At 62.6% G+C, this 18,358-nt stretch carries 23 protein-coding genes and 3 pseudogenes; 20 read left to right on the top strand and 6 right to left on the bottom strand.

The features are described 5' to 3' along the window. Positions 1-71 precede the first annotated feature (71 nt). Positions 72-1,073 (top strand): Bug family tripartite tricarboxylate transporter substrate binding protein, encoded by a 1,002-nt coding sequence (locus tag L3V85_RS00495; RefSeq protein ID WP_031942750.1) that lies wholly within the window; start codon positions 72-74, stop codon positions 1,071-1,073. 5 nt (positions 1,074-1,078) lie between these two features. Here L3V85_RS00495 and L3V85_RS00490 read toward each other — a convergent pair whose 3' ends face one another. After that, positions 1,079-1,540: a MarR family winged helix-turn-helix transcriptional regulator gene (locus tag L3V85_RS00490; RefSeq protein ID WP_031942749.1), complete on the bottom strand. Its 462-nt coding sequence runs from the start codon at positions 1,538-1,540 to the stop codon at positions 1,079-1,081. Positions 1,541-1,635: 95 nt separating this feature from the next. Between L3V85_RS00490 and L3V85_RS00485 the strand changes: the two genes are divergently transcribed. The 5 genes from L3V85_RS00485 (at position 1,636) to L3V85_RS00465 (ending at position 6,237) form a co-directional block, all read left to right on the top strand. Next, positions 1,636-2,601, top strand: a complete 966-nt coding sequence (locus tag L3V85_RS00485; RefSeq protein WP_028605018.1) for a PDR/VanB family oxidoreductase — start codon at positions 1,636-1,638, stop codon at positions 2,599-2,601. A gap of 25 nt (positions 2,602-2,626) precedes the next feature. Then, on the top strand, positions 2,627-3,403 hold the full coding sequence (locus tag L3V85_RS00480; RefSeq protein ID WP_031942748.1) for an IclR family transcriptional regulator: 777 nt from the start codon (positions 2,627-2,629) through the stop codon (positions 3,401-3,403). A 134-nt stretch (positions 3,404-3,537) separates the two neighbouring features. Continuing rightward, positions 3,538-4,503: a Bug family tripartite tricarboxylate transporter substrate binding protein gene (locus L3V85_RS00475; protein WP_237677489.1), complete on the top strand. Its 966-nt coding sequence runs from the start codon at positions 3,538-3,540 to the stop codon at positions 4,501-4,503. A 64-nt stretch (positions 4,504-4,567) separates the two neighbouring features. Further along, positions 4,568-5,773, top strand: coding sequence for an aromatic ring-hydroxylating oxygenase subunit alpha (locus L3V85_RS00470; RefSeq protein ID WP_031942746.1), 1,206 nt, complete (start codon positions 4,568-4,570; stop codon positions 5,771-5,773). Next, entirely contained in the window at positions 5,770-6,237 is a 468-nt protein-coding gene (locus tag L3V85_RS00465; protein ID WP_031942745.1) for a nuclear transport factor 2 family protein, read from the top strand. The genes L3V85_RS00470 and L3V85_RS00465 overlap by 4 nt, the downstream gene beginning before the upstream one ends. A gap of 42 nt (positions 6,238-6,279) precedes the next feature. On the opposite strand, the pseudogene L3V85_RS00460 reads toward L3V85_RS00465, so the two are convergent. Further along, positions 6,280-6,478 (bottom strand): annotated as a pseudogene (locus tag L3V85_RS00460) (IS481 family transposase); the annotation flags it as partial. A 243-nt stretch (positions 6,479-6,721) separates the two neighbouring features. On the opposite strand from L3V85_RS00460, the gene L3V85_RS00455 reads away from it, so the two are divergent. From L3V85_RS00455 to arsH, 3 genes and pseudogenes are all read left to right on the top strand, one after another. Beyond that, positions 6,722-7,477, top strand: a complete 756-nt coding sequence (locus tag L3V85_RS00455; RefSeq protein WP_031942744.1) for a TSUP family transporter — start codon at positions 6,722-6,724, stop codon at positions 7,475-7,477. A 197-nt stretch (positions 7,478-7,674) separates the two neighbouring features. After that, positions 7,675-7,776: pseudogene (locus L3V85_RS37505) on the top strand (ArsR/SmtB family transcription factor); the annotation flags it as partial. Beyond that, a pseudogene (arsH, locus tag L3V85_RS00450) lies at positions 7,745-8,389 on the top strand (arsenical resistance protein ArsH); the annotation flags it as partial. The pseudogenes L3V85_RS37505 and arsH, both read left to right, overlap by 32 nt. Positions 8,390-8,428: 39 nt before the next feature. Here the strand turns inward: arsH and L3V85_RS00445 are convergent. Beyond that, complete coding sequence (locus L3V85_RS00445) at positions 8,429-11,389, bottom strand: Tn3 family transposase (RefSeq protein ID WP_196996160.1); 2,961 nt, start codon at positions 11,387-11,389, stop codon at positions 8,429-8,431. Positions 11,390-11,393: 4 nt separating this feature from the next. Continuing rightward, entirely contained in the window at positions 11,394-11,984 is a 591-nt protein-coding gene (locus L3V85_RS00440; protein ID WP_196996159.1) for a recombinase family protein, read from the bottom strand. A gap of 191 nt (positions 11,985-12,175) precedes the next feature. On the opposite strand from L3V85_RS00440, the gene L3V85_RS00435 reads away from it, so the two are divergent. From L3V85_RS00435 to L3V85_RS00415, 5 genes are read left to right on the top strand one after another with little or no spacing between them, the layout of a single operon-like run. After that, positions 12,176-12,553, top strand: coding sequence for a type II toxin-antitoxin system RelE/ParE family toxin (locus L3V85_RS00435; protein WP_196996158.1), 378 nt, complete (start codon positions 12,176-12,178; stop codon positions 12,551-12,553). Further along, positions 12,534-12,869 (top strand): helix-turn-helix domain-containing protein, encoded by a 336-nt coding sequence (locus tag L3V85_RS00430; protein WP_196996157.1) that lies wholly within the window; start codon positions 12,534-12,536, stop codon positions 12,867-12,869. The genes L3V85_RS00435 and L3V85_RS00430 overlap by 20 nt, the downstream gene beginning before the upstream one ends. A gap of 14 nt (positions 12,870-12,883) precedes the next feature. Then, positions 12,884-13,243: a transposase gene (locus tag L3V85_RS00425; protein ID WP_196996156.1), complete on the top strand. Its 360-nt coding sequence runs from the start codon at positions 12,884-12,886 to the stop codon at positions 13,241-13,243. Further along, the gene (locus tag L3V85_RS00420; protein WP_196996155.1) at positions 13,240-13,635 is read left to right on the top strand and encodes a hypothetical protein; all 396 of its coding nucleotides are present in this window, start codon (positions 13,240-13,242) and stop codon (positions 13,633-13,635) included. The genes L3V85_RS00425 and L3V85_RS00420 overlap by 4 nt, the downstream gene beginning before the upstream one ends. Positions 13,636-13,658: 23 nt before the next feature. After that, positions 13,659-13,922: a hypothetical protein gene (locus L3V85_RS00415; protein ID WP_423838535.1), complete on the top strand. Its 264-nt coding sequence runs from the start codon at positions 13,659-13,661 to the stop codon at positions 13,920-13,922. A 58-nt stretch (positions 13,923-13,980) separates the two neighbouring features. On the opposite strand, the gene merR is transcribed toward L3V85_RS00415, so the two are convergent. Next, positions 13,981-14,415 carry an Hg(II)-responsive transcriptional regulator gene (gene merR / locus L3V85_RS00410; RefSeq protein WP_000429838.1) on the bottom strand — a complete coding sequence of 145 codons (435 nt, stop codon included), beginning with the start codon at positions 14,413-14,415 and terminating at the stop codon, positions 13,981-13,983. A gap of 71 nt (positions 14,416-14,486) precedes the next feature. On the opposite strand from merR, the gene merT reads away from it, so the two are divergent. Genes merT through merE form a run of 6 tightly spaced genes read left to right on the top strand, consistent with a single transcriptional unit; the run spans position 14,487 to position 17,633 of the window. Next, positions 14,487-14,855, top strand: coding sequence for a mercuric ion transporter MerT (merT, locus tag L3V85_RS00405; RefSeq protein WP_237677488.1), 369 nt, complete (start codon positions 14,487-14,489; stop codon positions 14,853-14,855). Beyond that, on the top strand, positions 14,852-15,127 hold the full coding sequence (gene merP / locus L3V85_RS00400; RefSeq protein WP_000735441.1) for a mercury resistance system periplasmic binding protein MerP: 276 nt from the start codon (positions 14,852-14,854) through the stop codon (positions 15,125-15,127). Before merT ends, merP begins: the two co-directional genes overlap by 4 nt. 2 nt (positions 15,128-15,129) lie before the next feature. Continuing rightward, the gene (gene merF, locus L3V85_RS00395; RefSeq protein WP_000654684.1) at positions 15,130-15,375 is read left to right on the top strand and encodes a mercury resistance system transport protein MerF; all 246 of its coding nucleotides are present in this window, start codon (positions 15,130-15,132) and stop codon (positions 15,373-15,375) included. Further along, entirely contained in the window at positions 15,372-17,018 is a 1,647-nt protein-coding gene (gene merA / locus L3V85_RS00390; protein WP_000136268.1) for a mercury(II) reductase, read from the top strand. The genes merF and merA overlap by 4 nt, the downstream gene beginning before the upstream one ends. 16 nt (positions 17,019-17,034) lie before the next feature. Then, positions 17,035-17,400, top strand: coding sequence for a mercury resistance co-regulator MerD (gene merD, locus L3V85_RS00385; RefSeq protein WP_003465059.1), 366 nt, complete (start codon positions 17,035-17,037; stop codon positions 17,398-17,400). Further along, positions 17,397-17,633 carry a broad-spectrum mercury transporter MerE gene (merE, locus tag L3V85_RS00380; RefSeq protein ID WP_001087809.1) on the top strand — a complete coding sequence of 79 codons (237 nt, stop codon included), beginning with the start codon at positions 17,397-17,399 and terminating at the stop codon, positions 17,631-17,633. The genes merD and merE overlap by 4 nt, the downstream gene beginning before the upstream one ends. 52 nt (positions 17,634-17,685) lie before the next feature. Here the strand turns inward: merE and L3V85_RS00375 are convergent, their stop codons facing one another. Beyond that, positions 17,686-18,300: a recombinase family protein gene (locus tag L3V85_RS00375; RefSeq protein WP_000904941.1), complete on the bottom strand. Its 615-nt coding sequence runs from the start codon at positions 18,298-18,300 to the stop codon at positions 17,686-17,688. Positions 18,301-18,358: the final 58 nt, after the last annotated feature.

The raw sequence follows: 18,358 nt of genomic DNA, 5'->3' as shown, positions 1-18,358 counted from the left end.
TGCAGGAGGTCGGCGCGCGCCGCCAAAGCGAAGCGAGCCCGTGCCTCACCACCAATCCAAAGGAGACTCCAGTGAATGTTCTCGTGAAGTTCCGCCGACCCCTCGCGCTGACTGCCGCTGTAGTGGCCACCGCCTTTGCGTTCGCCGCGCAGGCGCAGCCCAGGGATGCTGCATGGCCCTCCAAGCCGATCCGCTTCGTGATCCCGTTTGCCGCAGGCGGCTCAATCGACGTAGTGGCCCGTCTGATGGGCCGGCACCTGGAAGGACGGCTCGGTCAAAACGTCGTGGTGGAGAACCGCCCCGGCGCAGGCGGAACCGTCGGTGCGGACTCGGTAGCGCGGGCCGCGGCCGACGGGCACACCTTCCTGTTTACGGCGCAGGGGCCACTGGTGCTCAATCCGTTCCTGATGAAGCGCTTGCCTTACAACGCCGAAACTGCGTTCGCGCCGGTCACCCTCGTGGCCGAGGCACCGAACCTTTTGGTGACCAACCAAGCGTTTCCGGTGGCTAATTTTTCCGACTTGCTTGCTTTTGCCAAGTCAAACCCGGACAAGATGACCTTTGGCACGCAAGGAGTGGGCACCACCGGGCATGTCACCGGCGAACTGATCAACCAGCTGACTGGGCTTGGTCTCACTCACGTTGCCTATCAGGGGTTTCCTCCCGCCCTGACGGACGTTCTGGCCGGGCGGGTCGGCATGATGATCGGGGACACGATCAACCTCGTGCCGCGCATCCGATCCGGCCAGCTGCGGCCCATCGCCATCGCGTCTGCCCGACGCAGCACCGTGCTGCCGCAGGTGCCGACCTTCGCCGAGGCGGGTCACCCTGAAATCGTCTCGGGCCCATGGTTCGCGGTGCTGGCACCCGCAGGTACCGGCATCGAGATCCGCCGCAAGCTCTCCGATGAGATGCGCCAGATCCTGAATCAGGGTGAGGTCCAGGAGAAGTTGAAGGAACTCGGCGTGGAAAGCCGAGGGATGACTCCGGAGGAGTTCGATACCTACCTGAAGGCCGAGTACAAGCGCTGGGGCGGCGTGATTCGCAAGGCGGGGATCACTCTCGACAAGTGACCCGGCTACGGATCGCAGCCGCCAAGCCTGCCGGCTCGGCTTTCCAGCAGGGACATGGTGGCGAAGAAAGTACTCAGATGATCGGCGGGAATCCCGGCGAGCAGGTCGGCTTCCACCAGGTTGATCATGTCCTCCACCTGCCGGTGGACTTTCCTGCCGGTGGCCGTGAGGCTCAGTCGCAAGCGCCGGCGATCGTCGGGGTCCACGCCCTTCTTGAGGTATCCCTGTTCGACCAGCTTGTCGATCGCCCGGCCGACGAAGAAGGCATCGGTGCTGGTGCGCTCGGCGACCTGCATCGCCGACAGCGGCTCGTAGCGTCCGATGACGGCCATGACACGCCAGCTGGTCACCGTCAGGCCGAACTCGCTCTTCCACCGCGGGGCGAGATGGCGTGTGATGCGCGATGCCACCGACAGGCAGCGGTAAGAGATTCTGTTTTCAAGGGGCACACGGGGAGAGTTGCGCATGCGCAGATTCTACGGATCGGGACAGCCGCGTCGGCTGCCGGTTCGCAGCGCGGCGCGAGCATTTCTTCGTCTGCCAGTCGGGAGAAGTCGAGACCATGAATGCGCAAATGCTGCAAGTGCGCGTGGCGCGCAAGATTCCCCTTGCGCTGGACATTGCCTTGTTCGAACTGGTGAGCACCGACGGCAGGGCACTGCCTCCGTTCTCTGCGGGCTCGCACGTGGACGTTCTGTTGCCCTCTGGTGTCACGCGCCAGTACTCGCTGTGCAACGATCCTGAGGAGTCGCACCGCTACCAGATTGCCGTGCTCAAGGACCCGCGGGGCAGGGGAGGATCGCGCGCGATGCACGAGCTCGTGCGCGAAGGTGATGTGATCACCATCAGCGCACCGCGGAACCATTTCCCACTCACTCCGGGTGCCGAGGAGACCTTGCTGATCGCCGGCGGCATCGGCATCACGCCCTTGCTGTGCATGGCCGAGCGGCTGTACGTGCTCAAGCAGCCTTTCACCCTGCATTACTGTTCGCGTTCGGTGGAACGCACAGCGTTCCGGGAGCGCATCCAGCAGGCGGGCTATGCAGCGCACGTGCAGTTGCACCTTGACGACGGCCCGCAGCAGCAGAAGCTCGGCTTGCCCGCGCTGCTGCGCACGCCACGGCGCGGAGTCCACATCTACACCTGCGGTCCCAAGGGTTTTATGGACGCTGTGCTGTCCAATGCGCGCAGCAGCGGCTGGCCGCAGGACCAGCTTCACTACGAATTCTTCAGCGCCGCGCCGCAGAAGCTGGCCACCGACGGAAGCTTCGAGGTTAAGCTAGCCAGCTCCGGTCGAACCATCCGCGTTGCGGCCGATGCCTCGGTGACCTCGGCGCTTGCGGCCGCAGGTATCCTGGTGCCGACCTCTTGCGAGCAAGGCGTGTGTGGGACCTGCCTCACACGCGTGCTCGAAGGAGAGCCCGACCATCGGGACATGTACCTGACGCCGCAGGAGCAGGCCGCGAACGACCAGTTCCTGCCTTGCTGTTCCCGCTCCAGGTCAGCTTGCCTTGTTCTGGATCTTTAATCGGTAAGTCTCAGCAAGCATGTGTATGGCAGAGCTCTATTCGAAGTCGCAACCCACCACAAGCCAGATCTTGAGTGACAGCTCGGTGCGTTCCGTGGAACGCGCCATCGAAGTGCTCTTCAGTTTCACACAGCAGGAGCCGGTTCTCGATATTCCGGCGCTGCAGCAGCGCACCGGGCTGTCCCGACCCACTCTCTACCGACTGTTGCGAACACTGGAAACCAGGGGACTGATCTACTCGTTCGGGAACCCGCTACGTTTCCAGCTGGGCGCCCGCACCGGCTTGCTCGCGAGCACGTGGACGCCTGCGCCTCCACTGGTCACTCTGGCTGCCGGCCCGCTAGAACAGCTTTGGCGTAGCACCCAGCAAACCGTCGCGCTCATGATGCCCGTCTCCGCTACCCATCGCATGTGCGTCTTCGAGCGGAAGAGCCCTCAGGCCCTCTCGTTCAGCCGCGGAGTGGGTTATACCGAGCCGCTGCACAACGGTGCCGGCGGAAAGGTCATACTGGCGCACTTGACGCCGGACCAGCGGCGGCAGTCGCTTAGTCAGCTCAGTAGACATGCACGCGACCTGATCGCCCGTGACCTCCAGACCGTGCTCCAGGACGGTGTGCTCGTGACGCACGCCGAAGTGATGGCGGGGACGGTGGCCGTCGCCTCGCCGGTGCTGACAAAAAGCGGCCAGCCGGTGGCGGCAGTCTGCGTGTTCGGGGCGGAGATGCGGCTGCGCGGCGCCGCACTGCACTCCTCTCGCAGCCAGACCGCCAATGCGGCGTGCGACATCTCAACGCGACTCTGATCTGTCCACACTCCGGACATTTTCAGGGAAAACCGCAAGACGCCGGCCCCGCGGGAACGACTAGAATAGGCTGGTATCAAAGATTGAAGCCGCCGTCGAGACACACCGCGCCCTCCTCCTCCTCGGGACCTCCAATGCCTAAAATATTCACGCTGATTTGCGTTGCTTCGGCCGCTCTGGCTTCTCCTCTTGCCTTCGGGCAATCCTGGACACCGAGCAAGCCCGTGCGCATTGTGGTCCCGGCATCGGGGGGAACGGTTGATCTCGTCGCGCGTGCCGTGATCCCGGGGTTGCAGCAGGCCCTCGGTCAGTCGGTGATTGCCGATGCGAAACCGGGCGCGTCGGGCAACATTGCCGCTACCCTAGTTGCGAAGTCGCCGGGTGACGGTCACACCATCCTCACCGGTTTCAATCCGCTCGTCATCAGTACGTTCCTCTCGAAGAACCTGCAATACGATCTGCAGAAGGATCTGAAGCCGATCACGCTGGGTGTCACTTCCGAGCAGGTGTTGGTGGTCAACTCTGAAGTCTCAGTGTCCACCTTGGCTGAGTTCGTGGCCCTGGCGAAGAAGTCCGATGGGAATATGAACTTCGGATCCATCGGCGCCGGCAGCGCGTCGCACCTCACGATGGAGCTGTTCAAGTCCCGTGCGGGCATCGAGCTCAAGCACGTCCCCTACAAGGGGGCTGCGCCCGCCATCACCGATCTCCTCGGCAAGGTGACCCACGCAGGGGTATTCGCGGCGGCAAACGTCATTCCATACGTCAAGGACGGCCGGCTGAAAGCGCTCGCGGTTACCGGCAGCAAGCGGCTGAAGGCGCTTCCCAATGTCCCTTCCATGGCGGAGGCAGGCTTCCCGAATTTCAGTGCCACCATCTGGATCGGTTTCCTTGCTCCGGCCAGCACGCCGGACCCGGTGGTACGCGACATGCAGCAGCAGTTCGCGCGGGCGCTCACGAGTCCCGAAGTCCAGAAAAGGATGGAAGCCAATGAGTTCGACGTTGTTGCAAACTCACCGGAGGAATTTGCGAAATTCCTGAAGCGGGAAGCTGAAATTTGGGGCAGCGTCGCCAAGCGGGCGAGCCTCGTCGCCGAGTAGCGTTACCGGCAACCGATTTTTTCCCAAGGCGCGCGCTCCGCGCCGAACCAAGCAGGTACATCCCATGCAGAACCCTGGCCACTTGCCTCCGGCATTGCCGCCCAGCCACTATCTGGACAACCGGATTTTCACCGATCCATCCATCTTCCGGGAGGAACAGGAACGCCTGTTCTCCAAGGTGTGGCAGTTTGTCTGCCATGAGAGCGAGCTGCCGAACAGCGGTGACTTCCGCACCACGCAGGTCGCGGGAAAGCCGCTCATCGTGGTCCGCGACGAAAGCGGCAGCATCCGGTCCTTCTTCAACGTTTGCCGGCACCGCGCGGCGGAGGTGGTGCGCTCAGAGTCAGGCAACGTGCGCTCGTTCACCTGCTTCTACCACCACTGGAACTACGGCTTGGACGGAAGCCTGCGGGTGGTCTCCAAGCCGGAAGGATACGAGCGCGCCTGTCTAGACAAGGCTGCGCTCGGCCTGGTTCCGGTGAGGACCGAGTCCGTGCTCGGGCTCGTCTTCACCTGCCTGGATCCGGACGCGCCTGCGTTGCAGGAATATCTCGGAGATATCCTCCAACCCTTGCAGGGTCCACTCGGCTCTGTGCCGATGCAAGTCATCCACTTTCACAAGGCCGTGGTCAAGGCGAACTGGAAGCTGTGGCAGGACAATAACAGCGAGCGGTATCACAGTATGCTGCACACGATCAACCGATCCACGCAGCCTTGGGTGTTGGGCAAGAGCAGCCCGATGAAGCTCAGGCTATTTCCCAATGGCCACAGTGGCTACTGGTCTGACGGCGAGGCAGCCGTCGCGTACGAGCGCGGTGGCTATACCAACGTGACCGGCGGTACGTTGCCGGGCATGCGCGACAACGAAATGCGGGTGGTCAACTTCTTCCCCGATCTGATGGTGAATATTCGTTCCAACGTGGTGCGAATTGACCGCATGAGCCCCATCGACGAGCAGCACACAATGATCGAATGGCGGGGGCTCGGTGTCGCCGACGACGACGCTGAGACGCGGGAACTCAGGCTGCGGCACCACAACATGTTCTGGGGTCCGGCGGGCCGCAACCTGCCCGAAGACCTGATTGCGGTGGAATCGCAGTACCGGTCCATGCGCGCCGACGCAGTCCGCTACAGCATCCTCGCACGCGAAGAAGACCTCAATCCGACCGACGACGCGAACCTTCGAGCCTATTATCAAGAGTGGGGCCGATTGATGGGGCGCAGCGCCTCTGCTCCATTCGCTCGGGACGCGCAGGAGGTGACGTCGTGAGCTATGAAAACCTAGTGGACGCCTTTGAGGTCCAGCAGTTCATTCAACGCACTGCCTCACTTCTGAACGCCGAGAAGCTTTCAGAATGGGTCCAGCAGTTCGATGCCGCCGGCACGTACGAGGTCACCGCCTACAGCACCGAGCTAGGCAAGGAACTGGCCTGGTGGAAGCAGGAGCTGCCGCTGTTGCAAAAGACCATCTCGGAGGTGCCGAGACACGTGCGAGATCCAGCAAGACGCCTGCATGTTCTTGGACCGCCGCTGGTGAGCGTGACGGGTGACGAGGCGCGTGGAGAAACCGCGTTCTCGGTGTTTCGCACCTTGCCCACGGGGGAGACCAGTCTCTTCGCGGTCGGCCGCTACCTGGACGAGCTGGTCCGGGTCGGGAGCGGCTGGCGCTTCAGCGTCCATCGGGTGCAACTGGAGACACGCGTTCTCGATGCATTTACGCATCTGCCGCTCTAAATGTCGAATCCCAAGGCGTTGTTCACGCGCGAATCCTCCTCTGATGGGCGGCTTGCGATTCTCAACGGAGTGTTGGCGAAGCCAGTTGCCGTCAGTAAGAGGCTGCAGGGCGGCTCCGCGCTCGCTGAACTCTCATAAGGGCGGACGTACGCCCACTCGCGCAGGTTGGTTTGCACGAACCGTTCAGCCTTCCTGTTGGGCATACACAGCGAGTTCGTACGCGACGAATGCCCAAGGTGTCGCCGCCGAGCTAACTTGAGCCTCCGTTCGACTGAACATTGAGCCAGGGCTAGATGCCTTCCGCGAGCGTTCGGCATGTGATAGGTCCGGAGATCGAATGCTGTCGAATGGTGAACACCTTTGAACGCATGAACATACAACGAATGCACATCATTCCGCTGGCTTCGCAAGGCATGCAGGTGCTGAGGACACTCCAGATCATTTCCGGTCGCCAGGGATTGCACTTTCGTGGCGAGAGGGGCGCATGAGCGGCGCCCAGGTCGCACTGTTCATCGCTTTCGTGGTGGTCGCGACCCTGGCGCAGGGGCTGACAGGCTTCGCGTTCGTGCTGGTACTGCTTGGGCTCGCCGGACTCTTCCAGCTTGCGCCCGTGACGGACCTGGCGAACGTGGCAACCACGCTGGCCGTGCTGGGCGCGGCGGCAATGCTGCGCACCTCGCTGAGACACGTCGACCGTACTGCCTATCTCGAGGCGGTGGCTGGATCCGCGCCGGGGGTTCTCGCGGGTGTGATGTTGCTAAAGTGGCTGAGCGCAAACGTCATGACCGTGTTGGGCGTGACGCTTGGCGTGACCATCTTCGCGTGCGCGATCACCATGTTGCGGCCGGGAAACGTGCTGCCAGTACGGTCCAGCGGCATCTGGTTCGGCGGCTTCGGCCTGCTCTCGGGACTGCTGGGCGGCCTGTTTTCGGCCGGCGGCCCCCCGCTTGTGTACCACTTCTACCGACAGCCCATGCCAATGGAAGCACTGCGGGCCACCTTGGTCGCCGCGCTGACCACGATGAGCGCGATGCGGATTGTCGTCGTCCTGGCAACGGGACAGTTCAGCCTGGTTGCGGTGAAGATGATCCTGCTCGCCGCCCCTGCGGTGCTGGGGACATCTTGGCTGCTGCGACGCTATCCCCCCCGCTGGCGACGCGAGACGGTGCTCAGGACCGTCTGTGTGTTGCTTCTCGCCACCGGCGTCAGCATCGTCGCCTCAGCCCTGCTGGGACGCTGATTCCCCACCGCATGAGGAACCAGGGTTCCCCCTGAGGGCAGCACCCCTGCCCTGAGCTTCGGTCCGAGGATGGTGCGCTGCGGGACTACGCGCCATCGATGAAGCGGCACAGGTACCGCCGGGTGTCACGCGGGTCGATGCTGTCCTGCCCGCCGAAGGCTTCTGGGCTTCTGGATGCGGAATGGGGGAGGGGGCTCGCGCTGGTGGTCGCCGGCCGTTTAGGCTTGACTCCGGGCACGATGGCGCTAGGTTTGGGCGTTTCGCGCAGTGCATTGTCCTTTCATCTCAAGGAACTTTCGGACGGCCGGCAGAGCTGGGTACCGAGCGACGACTGGCGGTCGCGTCCCGTCTCGACCCCTGCCACCTTTCCTGCTGCTCTACGGATCCTTGCGTGAGCGTTCGTACAGCCGGCTTCTGATCCTCGAAGCGGCACGTCTTCTTCAGGCCATGGGAGGCGAAGTCAAGATCTTCGATCCTGCTGGACTCCCGCTGGCCGACAGCGAGCCCGAAACGCACCCCAAGGTCCAGGATCTGCGCAAGCTTGCAGCGTGGGCCGAAGGGATGATCTGGTGTTCGCCAGAACGACACGGAGCCATGACGGGCATCATGAAAACGCAGATTGATTGGATTCCCCTGTCGATCGGGGCCGTCCGTCCGACCCAAGGGAAAACTCTGGCGGTTATGCAAGTTTCCGGCGGCAGCCAAAGTTTCAACGCGGTGAACCAGATGCGAATCCTGGGTCGCTGGATGCGCATGATCACCATCCCAAACCAATCGAGTGTCGCCAAGGCATTCACCGAATTCACTGACGAGGGCTGAATGAAACCCTCGGCCTACTACGACCGGGTCGTCGACGTAAACGAGGAGCTGTTTAAATTCACGCTGATGACACGAGACGTCAGTCCTTACCTGGGGTAGAACAAGCAGTCGTGTCATCAACCGCCATCTCGATCACGGCAGATCAAGCCGGGTATTCATGTCCAGGTCGAACCGCCCATATGGGTTGACGTGTTCCCATATCAGCGGCGTCAGGGCGGCGTAGTCGCGCGGCGTGAACCTGCCTTGCCAGTGCGGCAGGGCCAAGACCTTCTGGATCATCAGCGTGTTGATATAGACCATGCAGTTCTGGATCAGGTGCAGCGCGAGCATGCTGACTTCGTGATCCTCGCGGCGGTTGCTCGCCATCTCGCCACGGCGGGCGAAGAATACGAAGTCTGTCGCGCCGTTCCACTGCTCGACCACGTTCAGCCCCTCGTTGATTTCCCGGCGCAGCGCCTCGTCGTGCAGGTAGCGGCACAGGAAAATGGTCTTGATCGCTTTACCCAACTCAGCGAACGCCTTGTAGGTCGGATGCTGTACGTTCTTCTTGGTGAAGCGTCGTAGAATGGCTTCGGTTTCCGCCGTCCCTAGGCGTAGCGCGGTGGCGTACTTGACCATCTGGTCGTACTGTTGCCGCACCGAGTCCCAGTCGATGGGCTTGGTCAGAATCTGTTGCAGGTTGGCGTAGGCATCGGCCTTGCCGGTTTCCGGCCGGTACAGCTTCTGTGAGTGGATCGCCTTCAACCGGGGCAGCAACTGGAAGCCGAGCAGTCGGCAGAAGGCGAACGCGACCGTGCTCTGGCCGTGCGAATCGACATACTGCCGATCCACCTCCATCTCGGTGCAATGGTGGATCACGCCCTCGATCATTGACGCCACTTCCGACGACGACGGCGACTTGAGCTGCGAATGGATGCACAGCGAGCTGCGCTCGACGTGCCAGTAGATCATGATACCGCGCCCGCCGTAGCGGACGTGCCATTGCGTGGTGAGGTTCTGATCCCATGCGCCGAAGTGTTTGGAGTCCGACGCGCAGGCGGTGGTGCCGCTACCCCAGATCACTGGGTTGCGGGCATGCAGTGTGCCGTCTGCGACGATGGCAATCGCGCGACGCATCGCGTCCACGCTGATGTAACGGCGGCGCACATAAGCCAAGTCGCGTGCCGTGGTGCCGGAATCCAGTCCGGCCATGCGCTGCAAGCCGGCATTGGTGCCCAGGCCGTGCAGACACAGCAGCAGGCGCGGCTGCAACACCGAGCGATCCATCGTCTCGTAGGAGGTCGGGCTTTTCAGGGCATCGGTGAAGCTCAGCCGTAGATCGGTTTCCTTGACCATATCGAGCAGGCTGGTCATCGGCCAGATGGCGTTGAGTTCGGCCTTGAGCGCAGTCAGATTGGGCGGATCGGGTTGCGCATCAAGTGGCGTCAGCGTGATCCAGCCACCGCCCTTGCTGCTCAGCCGGACGAATGGGTTCTTCTTCAAGCCGGCGTCGAAGGTGGACAGCGCCTCGCGCATCTCGGCTTGCAAGTCGGCGATGAAACGCTCCGCATCGAGCGGCAGACTCAGCGCCCGGTAGTAGTCCTCGCGGTTTTGCTCGAAGTTGGTCGGCAGATCGTCGTCGGGGTTGCGGTAGCGGTTTGCGCCGACCACCCAGATTTCCTTGCAGCGCAGCCGCTCGCGCAGCGCTTCCAGCACCGCGATTTCATAGGTGACGCGGTTGACGCGATCCCGGCCGGCGGCGTCCTTCTCCATCACGGCTTCGCGCCATAGGCCGCGTACCACGCCATCGAGCGGCACATCCACGTCAGCCGGGAAAACGTGCACCTTGGTGTCGGCAAAGCGCTTCACCAAGTCGAGTGCATCCATCACCGGGCGGTGGCGGTCGTTGTTGGAACGGAATTCCAGCGCGGCCAGCAAGGTCGGCACCATGCGCCGGTAGTGCCCCTGGTACGAATTGCGGATCACCGTGCGCAGCGTGATGCGATAGGTCGGGCCGGTGGCCTTCCACTCCTTGACCAGATCGCGCAGCGTCTGCTCGCCGACCACCGGAAACACCACGTCGCGCACCACGCCATCCGGCTGGGCCAACGTAGCGTCGGCCAGGTTGAACAGCAGGTTCTGCTTGCCGGACACGCGCTTGAGATCTTCCAGCAGTTCGCGCTCGACCTTGCGCTCGGCACGCGCGCCGATCTGGTGGATGGTTTCGATCAACAAGTCCACCAGGTCATCGGTCAGGCTGCGGGCGCGCAGGTAGACGAAAGCGGCCAGCCAAGTGAGGCGCGCGGCATCGGGATGCCGGCGCAGATCGCGGGGAACCTCGACCGACACACGCTGGCGACAGCGCTCCAGATCGCGCGGCGAAGCTTGGTCGAATAGATCGGCGGGAAGGTCGATGCCCCGGATCAGTTCCAGCTTCGCCAACTCGTCCTGCATGCTGGCAAGACTTGGGCGGCCGGGACTGCCGCGCAGTTTCAGCAGAACGGCCGGCGCGCTGCCTGCGGCTTCGCCTTGAGCATCTTCAACGGCGCTCTCCCCGTGGCCCGATTTTTCGGGGCGCAGCAAGGCATCCAGGCGTTCGCGGGTTGCGGGCGGCAGCCGCTCATGGACTCCGTTATGAAAGCGGTCTTCGTGGGCACGCAACGCGCTACGCGCGATGCGCTCCATCCGGTCTGGTGTCGGAGGTTCAATGGCGAGTTCGCGGCAACGTCCTTCCAGCCGTTCGATCATCGGCTCGATGTCACCGCCGACTTCTCCGGCAACATGATCGCGCAGCCACTCCGTCAGCAGCTCAGCGTCGGCCACCGTCGCTTCGCGGAAGCCGAAACGCGCACGGATTTCGCCGCGCAACCGCTCGGCAGTGCGGCCCGTGAGGAAGGCTTCGCCGTCAATGGGCGCGGGTGCGTCTAATTGTTTGGCGAGCGCGGCTATGCCCTGTGCCTCGACTTCGGTTTCGTCGCGCGGGAAACGGCCGCGCTCGCGGAAGAAGGTCAGCAGGATGGCAAAGCCCAGCCGGGTCGCTCGGTTCTTGGTCATCACCAGCTCGCGTTCGGCCGGTGCCAACAGCCACTGATCTTCCGCGTTGCCGTCCGCCATGCCCCTACGCTCCTGGTTGCGATGGTGCGGGCCAGCCGACCCGCGCCAGCGTTTCGATCAAGGTGGTGCGCTTGACATTGAAGTTACGGCACACCGCCGCCTTGGACATGCCGCCATCGAGCGCGGCAATGATGGCGTCCAGTTTCTCGCCAACGATGGCAGGTGGTCGGCCGCCGATCCGACCGCGTTTGCGCGCGGCGGTCAGCCCCGCGACGACGCGCTCCTGGATCAAGGCGCGCTCATATTGCGCGAGTGCGCCGAACACCTGAAATAGGAACTCGCCCGATGGCGTCGTGGTGTCCAGGTTCTCCGTCAGCGAGCGGAACGCCACCCGCTTATCCTTGAGTGAGGTCACGATGCCAAGCAGATGCGACAGCGAGCGGCCGAGCCGGTCGAGCTTCCACACGACCAGCACGTCACTGGGCCGGACGAATTCCAGCGCCTGCGCCAGGCCGGCGCGGTCATCCTTCGCGCCTGAGGCGTGATCCTCGAACAGGTGACGCGGATCGATGCCGGCGGCGAGCAGTGCATCGCGCTGCAAGTTCGTGCTCTGTCGGTCGGTGTCAGACGACACGCGCATGTAGCCAATCAACATAGGCGGATAACCATCAGAAATAGGTTTCCGTATGGTAGCGCGTGGCGACAGAGTTTTCCGCACAATTTTGAGGCCATCCATGGGTTGGTGCACATGACTTTTGCGGAGGTGTCGTAAAACAAGTGTTTCACGACATGCCCCTTGAACCTGCCGTACTTGTGAAATTACCTGAACAGGTATAAGATGCCATCATGACCGACAAAGAAAAACCGCTCGAATGGATCGCGAGCAGCTACAAGGATCTGATGGCGTTGCCGCCGGACGTGCGTCGGCGTTTCGGTTACGCGCTGTCGCTGGCGCAGATGGGCGACCAGGACGACGCGGCCAAGGTGCTCAAGGGCTTTGGCGGTGCCGGTGTGCTGGAAGTCATCGAAGACGATGCCGGTGGCACGTATCGGGCGGTCTACACGGTGAAGTTTGCGGAAGCGGTGTTCGTCCTGCACTGCTTCCAGAAGAAGAGCAAGAGCGGGATCGCCACGCCAAAGGTGGACATGGACATCATCCGCGCTCGGCTGAAGGTGGCCGAAGCATTGGCACAGGAGCTACGAAATGCAAAAACGAATCATTGAAGGCGTCGAGGTTCAACGCAGCTCGGGCAACGTCTTTGCCGACCTTGGACTGCCCGATGCCGAGAAACTGAAAATCAAAACCGGCCTGGTAGTCGAGATCAGGAAAGCGATGCGTGCGCTTGGCTTGACACAACAAGCCGCGGCCAAGCGCATGGGCATCCCGCAACCGAAGGTGTCGGGCATGATGCACGGCGATTTCACCAACCTGTCCGAGCGCAAGCTGATGGACTGCCTGAATCGCCTCGGTTACGACATCGAAATCAAGGTGCGCCCGGCATCCGAGCCGGTCGGGCACCTGACGCTCGCCACCGCCTGACCAGGAACGTCACGATGGCCGCGCGCATTACCGACGAAGAATGGGACAAGCTGTCTCCGGAGAATTTCGAGACGCATTCGCTGTTGCGTGCGGTCGATGCCATGGACGAGCTGCGCGACGATCTCAACGATGGCGAAGACGCCGCCCCGCCGCAGCTTCGCACCGACCTGCTGAAGTTGCACCAACTGGCGATGGCCGTCATCAACGAGGGATCGCGCAGCCAGGTTGCCGACCTGTTCGAGCTGGCCGGTGATCTGGACGAGCAGGTTTCCTACATGATGACCAAGCTGGAAGAGATACAGGACACGCTGTCGCGGTTGACGGCGCTGTACCCGGACAGCCTGTACTACGGCGGATTGGACGGTGCCGAATGATCGGCTGGTGGATCGTCATATCGACGCAAAGCCCTGAGGAACGCGACCGCGCCGACCAGGAGGCCCGCCGTGCGGCCATCCTGGCGCAGTGGGAGACAGGCGCGGACGGCATCCGCTGGATTGAGCGCCTGACGGAAGCGGGCACGGTTGCCAAGCTCGCCGGAGGCGGCTACCCAAACCGCTACACCGCTCGCGCTGCCGACGTGCTGCCGCTGATTGAGGGCGGCGGCATCCAGCCGTCCAAGGATGGCGTCTGGATTTTCGGTATCGACGAAAGCGAGGAATACGCCCAGCCGCCCGGCTGGATGGGAAAGGTCGAAGTGCATGCCGACCGTGTGGCCGCCTGTCCTGCCGATCTGGTCTTGACCATCGACGCCTGGGATCAGTCCTGAATGTTCTGGGAGACAGACACGTTATGAGTCGCAGCCGCCGCAAGACACCCATCGTTGGGCACACGACGTGCCGCAGCGAGCGCGAGGACAAGAAGCTCTGGCATCAGCGCTGGCGAACTCGCGAACGCACGGCGCTGGCCAGTGCATCGCCGGATGCGCTGAGCGCCCACCTGCCCTTGCTGGAAAACCAGGTCAGCAGCGTCTGGTCGATGGGCAAGGACGGCCGCTGTCACTTTCAGAAGGCGACAGCACGAAATATCAAAAGTCGACCGCACGGTCTTTTCTGACGTTGGAGTCGCCTCAGAAAACGGAAAATAAAGCACGCTAAGGCGTAGTTCCCTCGGGCTACACCGCGTCCGCACTGCGCGGTTCTTTCTTCCCTTGCAGTGACGCAATCAGCGGGCAGGAAACGTTCCCCTTCCGCGCATGGCAGGCGCACACCAAATCAGACAGCACGGCCTCCATGCGCGCCAGGTCAGCCATCCTCTCGCGCACGTCCTTGAGCTTGTGCTCGGCCAGGCTGCTGGCTTCCTCGCAATGGGTGCCATCCTCCAGCCGCAGCAGCTCGGCGATCTCATCCAGGCTGAAGCCCAACCGCTGGGCTGATTTCACGAAGCGCACCCGCGTTACATCCGTCTCGCCATAGCGGCGAATGCTGCCGTAAGGCTTGTCCGGTTCCGGGAGCAAGCCCTTGCGCTGATAGAACCGGATGGTCTCCACATTGACCCCGGCCGTCCTGGCGAAAACGCCAATGGTCAGGTTCTCCAAATTGTTTTCCATATCGCTTGACTCCGTACATAACTACGGAAGTAAGCTTAAGCTATCCAATTCAGATTCGAAAGGACAAACGTATGTCTGAACCTCAAAACGGGCGCGGCGCGCTCTTCACTGGCGGGCTGGCCGCCATCCTCGCCTCGGCTTGCTGCCTCGGGCCGCTGGTTCTGATCGCCTTGGGGTTCAGCGGCGCTTGGATCGGCAACTTGACGGTGTTGGAACCCTATCGCCCCATCTTTATCGGCGTGGCGCTGGTGGCGTTGTTCTTCGCCTGGCGGCGCATCTACCGGCCGTCAGCCGCCTGCAAACCGGGTGAGGTTTGCGCGATTCCCCAAGTGCGAGCTACTTACAAGCTCATTTTCTGGGGCGTGGCCGTGCTGGTTTTGGTCGCGCTCGGATTTCCCTACGTCGTGCCATTTTCTATTGATCACAGGAGTTCACCATGAAAAAGCTGCTTTCCGCCCTTGCCCTCGCTGCCGTTGTTGCCCCCGTGTGGGCCGCCACCCAGACCGTTACGCTGTCCGTACCGGGCATGACCTGCTCGGCCTGTCCGATCACTGTCAAGAAGGCGATTTCCAAGGTCGATGGCGTCAGTAAAGTTGACGTGACCTTCGAGACGCGCGAAGCGGTGGTCACCTTCGATGATGCCAAGACCAGCGTGCAGAAACTGACCAAGGCTACCGAGGATGCGGGCTACCCATCATCAGTCAAGAACTGATCATGAAAGACCCGAAGACACTGCTGCGGGTCAGCATCATTGGCACAACCCTCGTGGCGCTGTGTTGCTTCACCCCTGTTCTGGTCATTTTGCTCGGTGTGGTCGGCTTGTCCGCGCTGACCGGCTATCTGGACTATGTGCTGCTGCCTGCGCTGGCGATTTTCATCGGCTTGACCATCTACGCCATCCAACGAAAACGCCAAGCCGATGCCTGCTGCACCCCGAAATTCAATGGAGTAAAAAAATGACCGAAATCACCGTGAATGGCATGACCTGCACATCCTGCGCCACCCATGTCAAAGATGCTTTGGAAAAGATTCCCGGCGTGAATGCCGCTGTGGTGTCCTATCCAGAAAGCCGCGCGCAAGTCATGGCAGACACCGCCGTGAGCCACAACCAACTGCTGGCCGCCATCGCCGCATTGGGTTATCAAGGCTCGATCCGGGTTGGTGATTTCAAAGATGAACCAAAAATCCGTGATGCACTTGAGGGCGCCGGTTTGCATATCGCCATCATTGGCAGCGGCGGGGCCGCGATGGCGGCGGCGCTGAAGGCCGTCGAGCAAGGCGCGACGGTCACGCTGATCGAACGCGGCACCATCGGCGGCACCTGCGTCAATATCGGCTGTGTGCCGTCCAAGATCATGATCCGCGCTGCCCATATTGCCCATCTGCGCCGGGAAAGTCCGTTCGACGGCGGTATTGCGGCAACTGTGCCTGCGATTGACCGCAGCAAACTGCTGGCCCAGCAGCAGGCCCGTGTCGATGAACTGCGGCACGCCAAATACGAAGGCATCCTGGACGGCAATCCAGCCATCACCGTTTTGCACGGTGAAGCGCGTTTCAAGGACGACCAGAGCCTGGTCGTCCGTTTGAACGAGGGTGGCGAGCGCGAGGTAACGTTCGACCGCTGCCTGGTCGCCACCGGTGCCAGTCCGGCCGTGCCGCCGATTCCGGGCCTGAAAGAGTCACCCTACTGGACTTCCACCGAAGCGCTTGTCAGCGACACCATTCCCGCACGCCTGGCCGTGATCGGTTCGTCGGTGGTGGCGTTGGAACTGGCGCAAGCCTTTGCCCGGCTCGGCAGCCAGGTCACGATCCTGGCACGCAGCACCTTGTTCTTCCGGGAAGACCCGGCCATCGGCGAGGCCGTGACAGCCGCTTTCCGCGCCGAGGGCATCGAGGTGCTGGAGCACACGCAAGCCAGCCAGGTCGCCCATGTGAACGGCGAATTCGTGCTGACCACCGGACACGGTGAATTGCGCGCTGACAAGTTGCTGGTTGCCACCGGTCGGGCACCGAATACGCGCAGCCTCGCGCTGGACGCGGCGGGGGTCACTGTCAATGCGCAAGGGGCCATCGTTATCGACCAAGGCATGCGCACGAGCAACCCGAACATCTACGCGGCCGGCGACTGCACCGACCAGCCGCAGTTCGTCTACGTGGCAGCGGCCGCCGGCACCCGTGCCGCGATCAACATGACCGGCGGCGACGCAGCCCTCAATCTGACCGCGATGCCGGCAGTGGTGTTCACCGACCCGCAAGTCGCCACCGTGGGCTACAGCGAGGCGGAAGCGCACCACGATGGCATCGAGACCGACAGTCGCACGCTGACACTCGACAACGTTCCGCGAGCGCTTGCCAACTTCGACACACGCGGCTTCATCAAGCTGGTCATCGAGGAAGGTAGCGGACGGCTCATCGGCGTGCAGGCGGTGGCCCCGGAAGCGGGCGAACTGATCCAGACGGCGGTGCTCGCCATCCGCAACCGCATGACGGTGCAGGAACTGGCCGACCAGTTGTTCCCCTACCTGACAATGGTCGAGGGGTTGAAGCTTGCGGCGCAGACCTTCAACAAGGACGTGAAGCAGCTTTCCTGCTGCGCTGGATAAAAAAAGGAGGTTTTCAATGAGCGCCTACACCGTGTCCCGGCTGGCCCTTGATGCCGGGGTGAGCGTGCATATCGTGCGCGACTACCTGCTGCGCGGATTGCTGCGTCCGGTGGCGTGCACCCCGGGCGGCTATGGCCTGTTCGATGATGCCGCCTTGCAACGGCTGTGCTTCGTGCGGGCGGCCTTCGAGGCGGGCATCGGCCTGGACGCGCTGGCGCGGCTGTGCCGGGCGCTGGATGCTGCGGACGGCGATGAAGCGGCCGCGCAGCTTGCCGTTCTGCGCCAGTTCGTCGAGCGTCGGCGCGAAGCGTTGGCCGATCTGGAGGTGCAGTTGGCCACCATGCCGACCGAGCCGGCACAGCACGCGGAGAGTCTGCCATGAACAGCCCCGAGCGCTTGCCGTCCGAGACGCACAAACCGATCACCGGCTACCTGTGGGGCGCGCTGGCCGTGCTCACCTGTCCCTGCCATTTGCCGATTCTCGCCATTGTGCTGGCCGGCACGACGGCCGGCGCGTTCATCGGAGAGTACTGGGGTATCGCAGCCCTCACGCTGACCGGTTTGTTCGTCCTGTCTGTGACACGACTGCTGCGGGCCTTCAAAGATCGATCATGAGCGCTTCCCATTGAGACAAACCACGCTGTCGCTACGTTGCCTCATGCCGGCATCAAATTCGGCTGAGTAGCTTCTCGCCATCTGGACGTAGCTCACCCTTGGGTGAAACATGCCGATACAGGGTCTGCCGCGTGACGCCAAGTTCCTGGCACAGGTCGCCGACCTTGGTCTCTGGCTGACCCATTGCCGCCATCGCCAGCCGCAGCTTGGCGGCGGTCATCTTGAACGGCCGGCCGCCTTTCCGCCCGCGCGCGCGGGCCGAGGCTAGGCCGGCAATCGTGCGCTCCGCGATCAACTCGCGCTCGAACTCGGCCAGGGCGGCGAAGATGCCAAAGACCAGCTTGCCGGCGGCGGTCGTGGTGTCGATGGCCGCGCCGTGCCCGGTTAATACCTTCAAGCCGATGCCGCGCCCAGTCAGGTCGTGCACGGTGTTGATGAGATGTCGCAGGTCGCGTCCGAGCCGATCCAGTTTCCACACGACCAGTGTGTCGCCAGTTCGCAACGCCTTCAGGCAGCTCGTCAAGCCGGGCCGATCCTCGCGCATGCCGGATGCCTGGTCCTCGTAAAGATGTACTGGATCGACCCCGGCGGCAATCAGCGCGTCGCGCTGCAAATCGGTAGCCTGGGAGCCGTCCGCCTTCGATACCCGCATGTAGCCTATCAGCATGTCGTACCTGTCACATATACGTTCGATTATGTGACAGTGTGCGCCGGAAAGTTAAGGT

This window comes from Variovorax paradoxus (assembly GCF_022009635.1).
Lineage (GTDB): Bacteria > Pseudomonadota > Gammaproteobacteria > Burkholderiales > Burkholderiaceae_C > Variovorax.
This window is presented reverse-complemented; position numbering and strand designations above follow the sequence as displayed.

Excerpts from the sequence above, each read along its gene's own strand:
- L3V85_RS00490 (WP_031942749.1), bottom strand. The coding sequence starts at position 1,540 with ATGCGCAACTCTCCCCGTGTGCCCCTTGAAAACAGAATCTCTTACCGC.
- L3V85_RS00485 (WP_028605018.1), top strand. The coding sequence starts at position 1,636 with ATGAATGCGCAAATGCTGCAAGTGCGCGTGGCGCGCAAGATTCCCCTT.
- L3V85_RS00480 (WP_031942748.1), top strand. The coding sequence starts at position 2,627 with ATGGCAGAGCTCTATTCGAAGTCGCAACCCACCACAAGCCAGATCTTG.
- L3V85_RS00475 (WP_237677489.1), top strand. The coding sequence starts at position 3,538 with ATGCCTAAAATATTCACGCTGATTTGCGTTGCTTCGGCCGCTCTGGCT.
- L3V85_RS00470 (WP_031942746.1), top strand. The coding sequence starts at position 4,568 with ATGCAGAACCCTGGCCACTTGCCTCCGGCATTGCCGCCCAGCCACTAT.
- L3V85_RS00455 (WP_031942744.1), top strand. The coding sequence starts at position 6,722 with ATGAGCGGCGCCCAGGTCGCACTGTTCATCGCTTTCGTGGTGGTCGCG.
- L3V85_RS00445 (WP_196996160.1), bottom strand. The coding sequence starts at position 11,389 with ATGGCGGACGGCAACGCGGAAGATCAGTGGCTGTTGGCACCGGCCGAA.
- L3V85_RS00440 (WP_196996159.1), bottom strand. The coding sequence starts at position 11,984 with ATGTTGATTGGCTACATGCGCGTGTCGTCTGACACCGACCGACAGAGC.
- L3V85_RS00435 (WP_196996158.1), top strand. The coding sequence starts at position 12,176 with ATGACCGACAAAGAAAAACCGCTCGAATGGATCGCGAGCAGCTACAAG.
- L3V85_RS00430 (WP_196996157.1), top strand. The coding sequence starts at position 12,534 with ATGCAAAAACGAATCATTGAAGGCGTCGAGGTTCAACGCAGCTCGGGC.
- L3V85_RS00425 (WP_196996156.1), top strand. The coding sequence starts at position 12,884 with ATGGCCGCGCGCATTACCGACGAAGAATGGGACAAGCTGTCTCCGGAG.
- L3V85_RS00420 (WP_196996155.1), top strand. The coding sequence starts at position 13,240 with ATGATCGGCTGGTGGATCGTCATATCGACGCAAAGCCCTGAGGAACGC.
- L3V85_RS00415 (WP_423838535.1), top strand. The coding sequence starts at position 13,659 with ATGAGTCGCAGCCGCCGCAAGACACCCATCGTTGGGCACACGACGTGC.
- merR (WP_000429838.1), bottom strand. The coding sequence starts at position 14,415 with ATGGAAAACAATTTGGAGAACCTGACCATTGGCGTTTTCGCCAGGACG.
- merT (WP_237677488.1), top strand. The coding sequence starts at position 14,487 with ATGTCTGAACCTCAAAACGGGCGCGGCGCGCTCTTCACTGGCGGGCTG.
- merP (WP_000735441.1), top strand. The coding sequence starts at position 14,852 with ATGAAAAAGCTGCTTTCCGCCCTTGCCCTCGCTGCCGTTGTTGCCCCC.
- merF (WP_000654684.1), top strand. The coding sequence starts at position 15,130 with ATGAAAGACCCGAAGACACTGCTGCGGGTCAGCATCATTGGCACAACC.
- merA (WP_000136268.1), top strand. The coding sequence starts at position 15,372 with ATGACCGAAATCACCGTGAATGGCATGACCTGCACATCCTGCGCCACC.
- merD (WP_003465059.1), top strand. The coding sequence starts at position 17,035 with ATGAGCGCCTACACCGTGTCCCGGCTGGCCCTTGATGCCGGGGTGAGC.
- merE (WP_001087809.1), top strand. The coding sequence starts at position 17,397 with ATGAACAGCCCCGAGCGCTTGCCGTCCGAGACGCACAAACCGATCACC.
- L3V85_RS00375 (WP_000904941.1), bottom strand. The coding sequence starts at position 18,300 with ATGCTGATAGGCTACATGCGGGTATCGAAGGCGGACGGCTCCCAGGCT.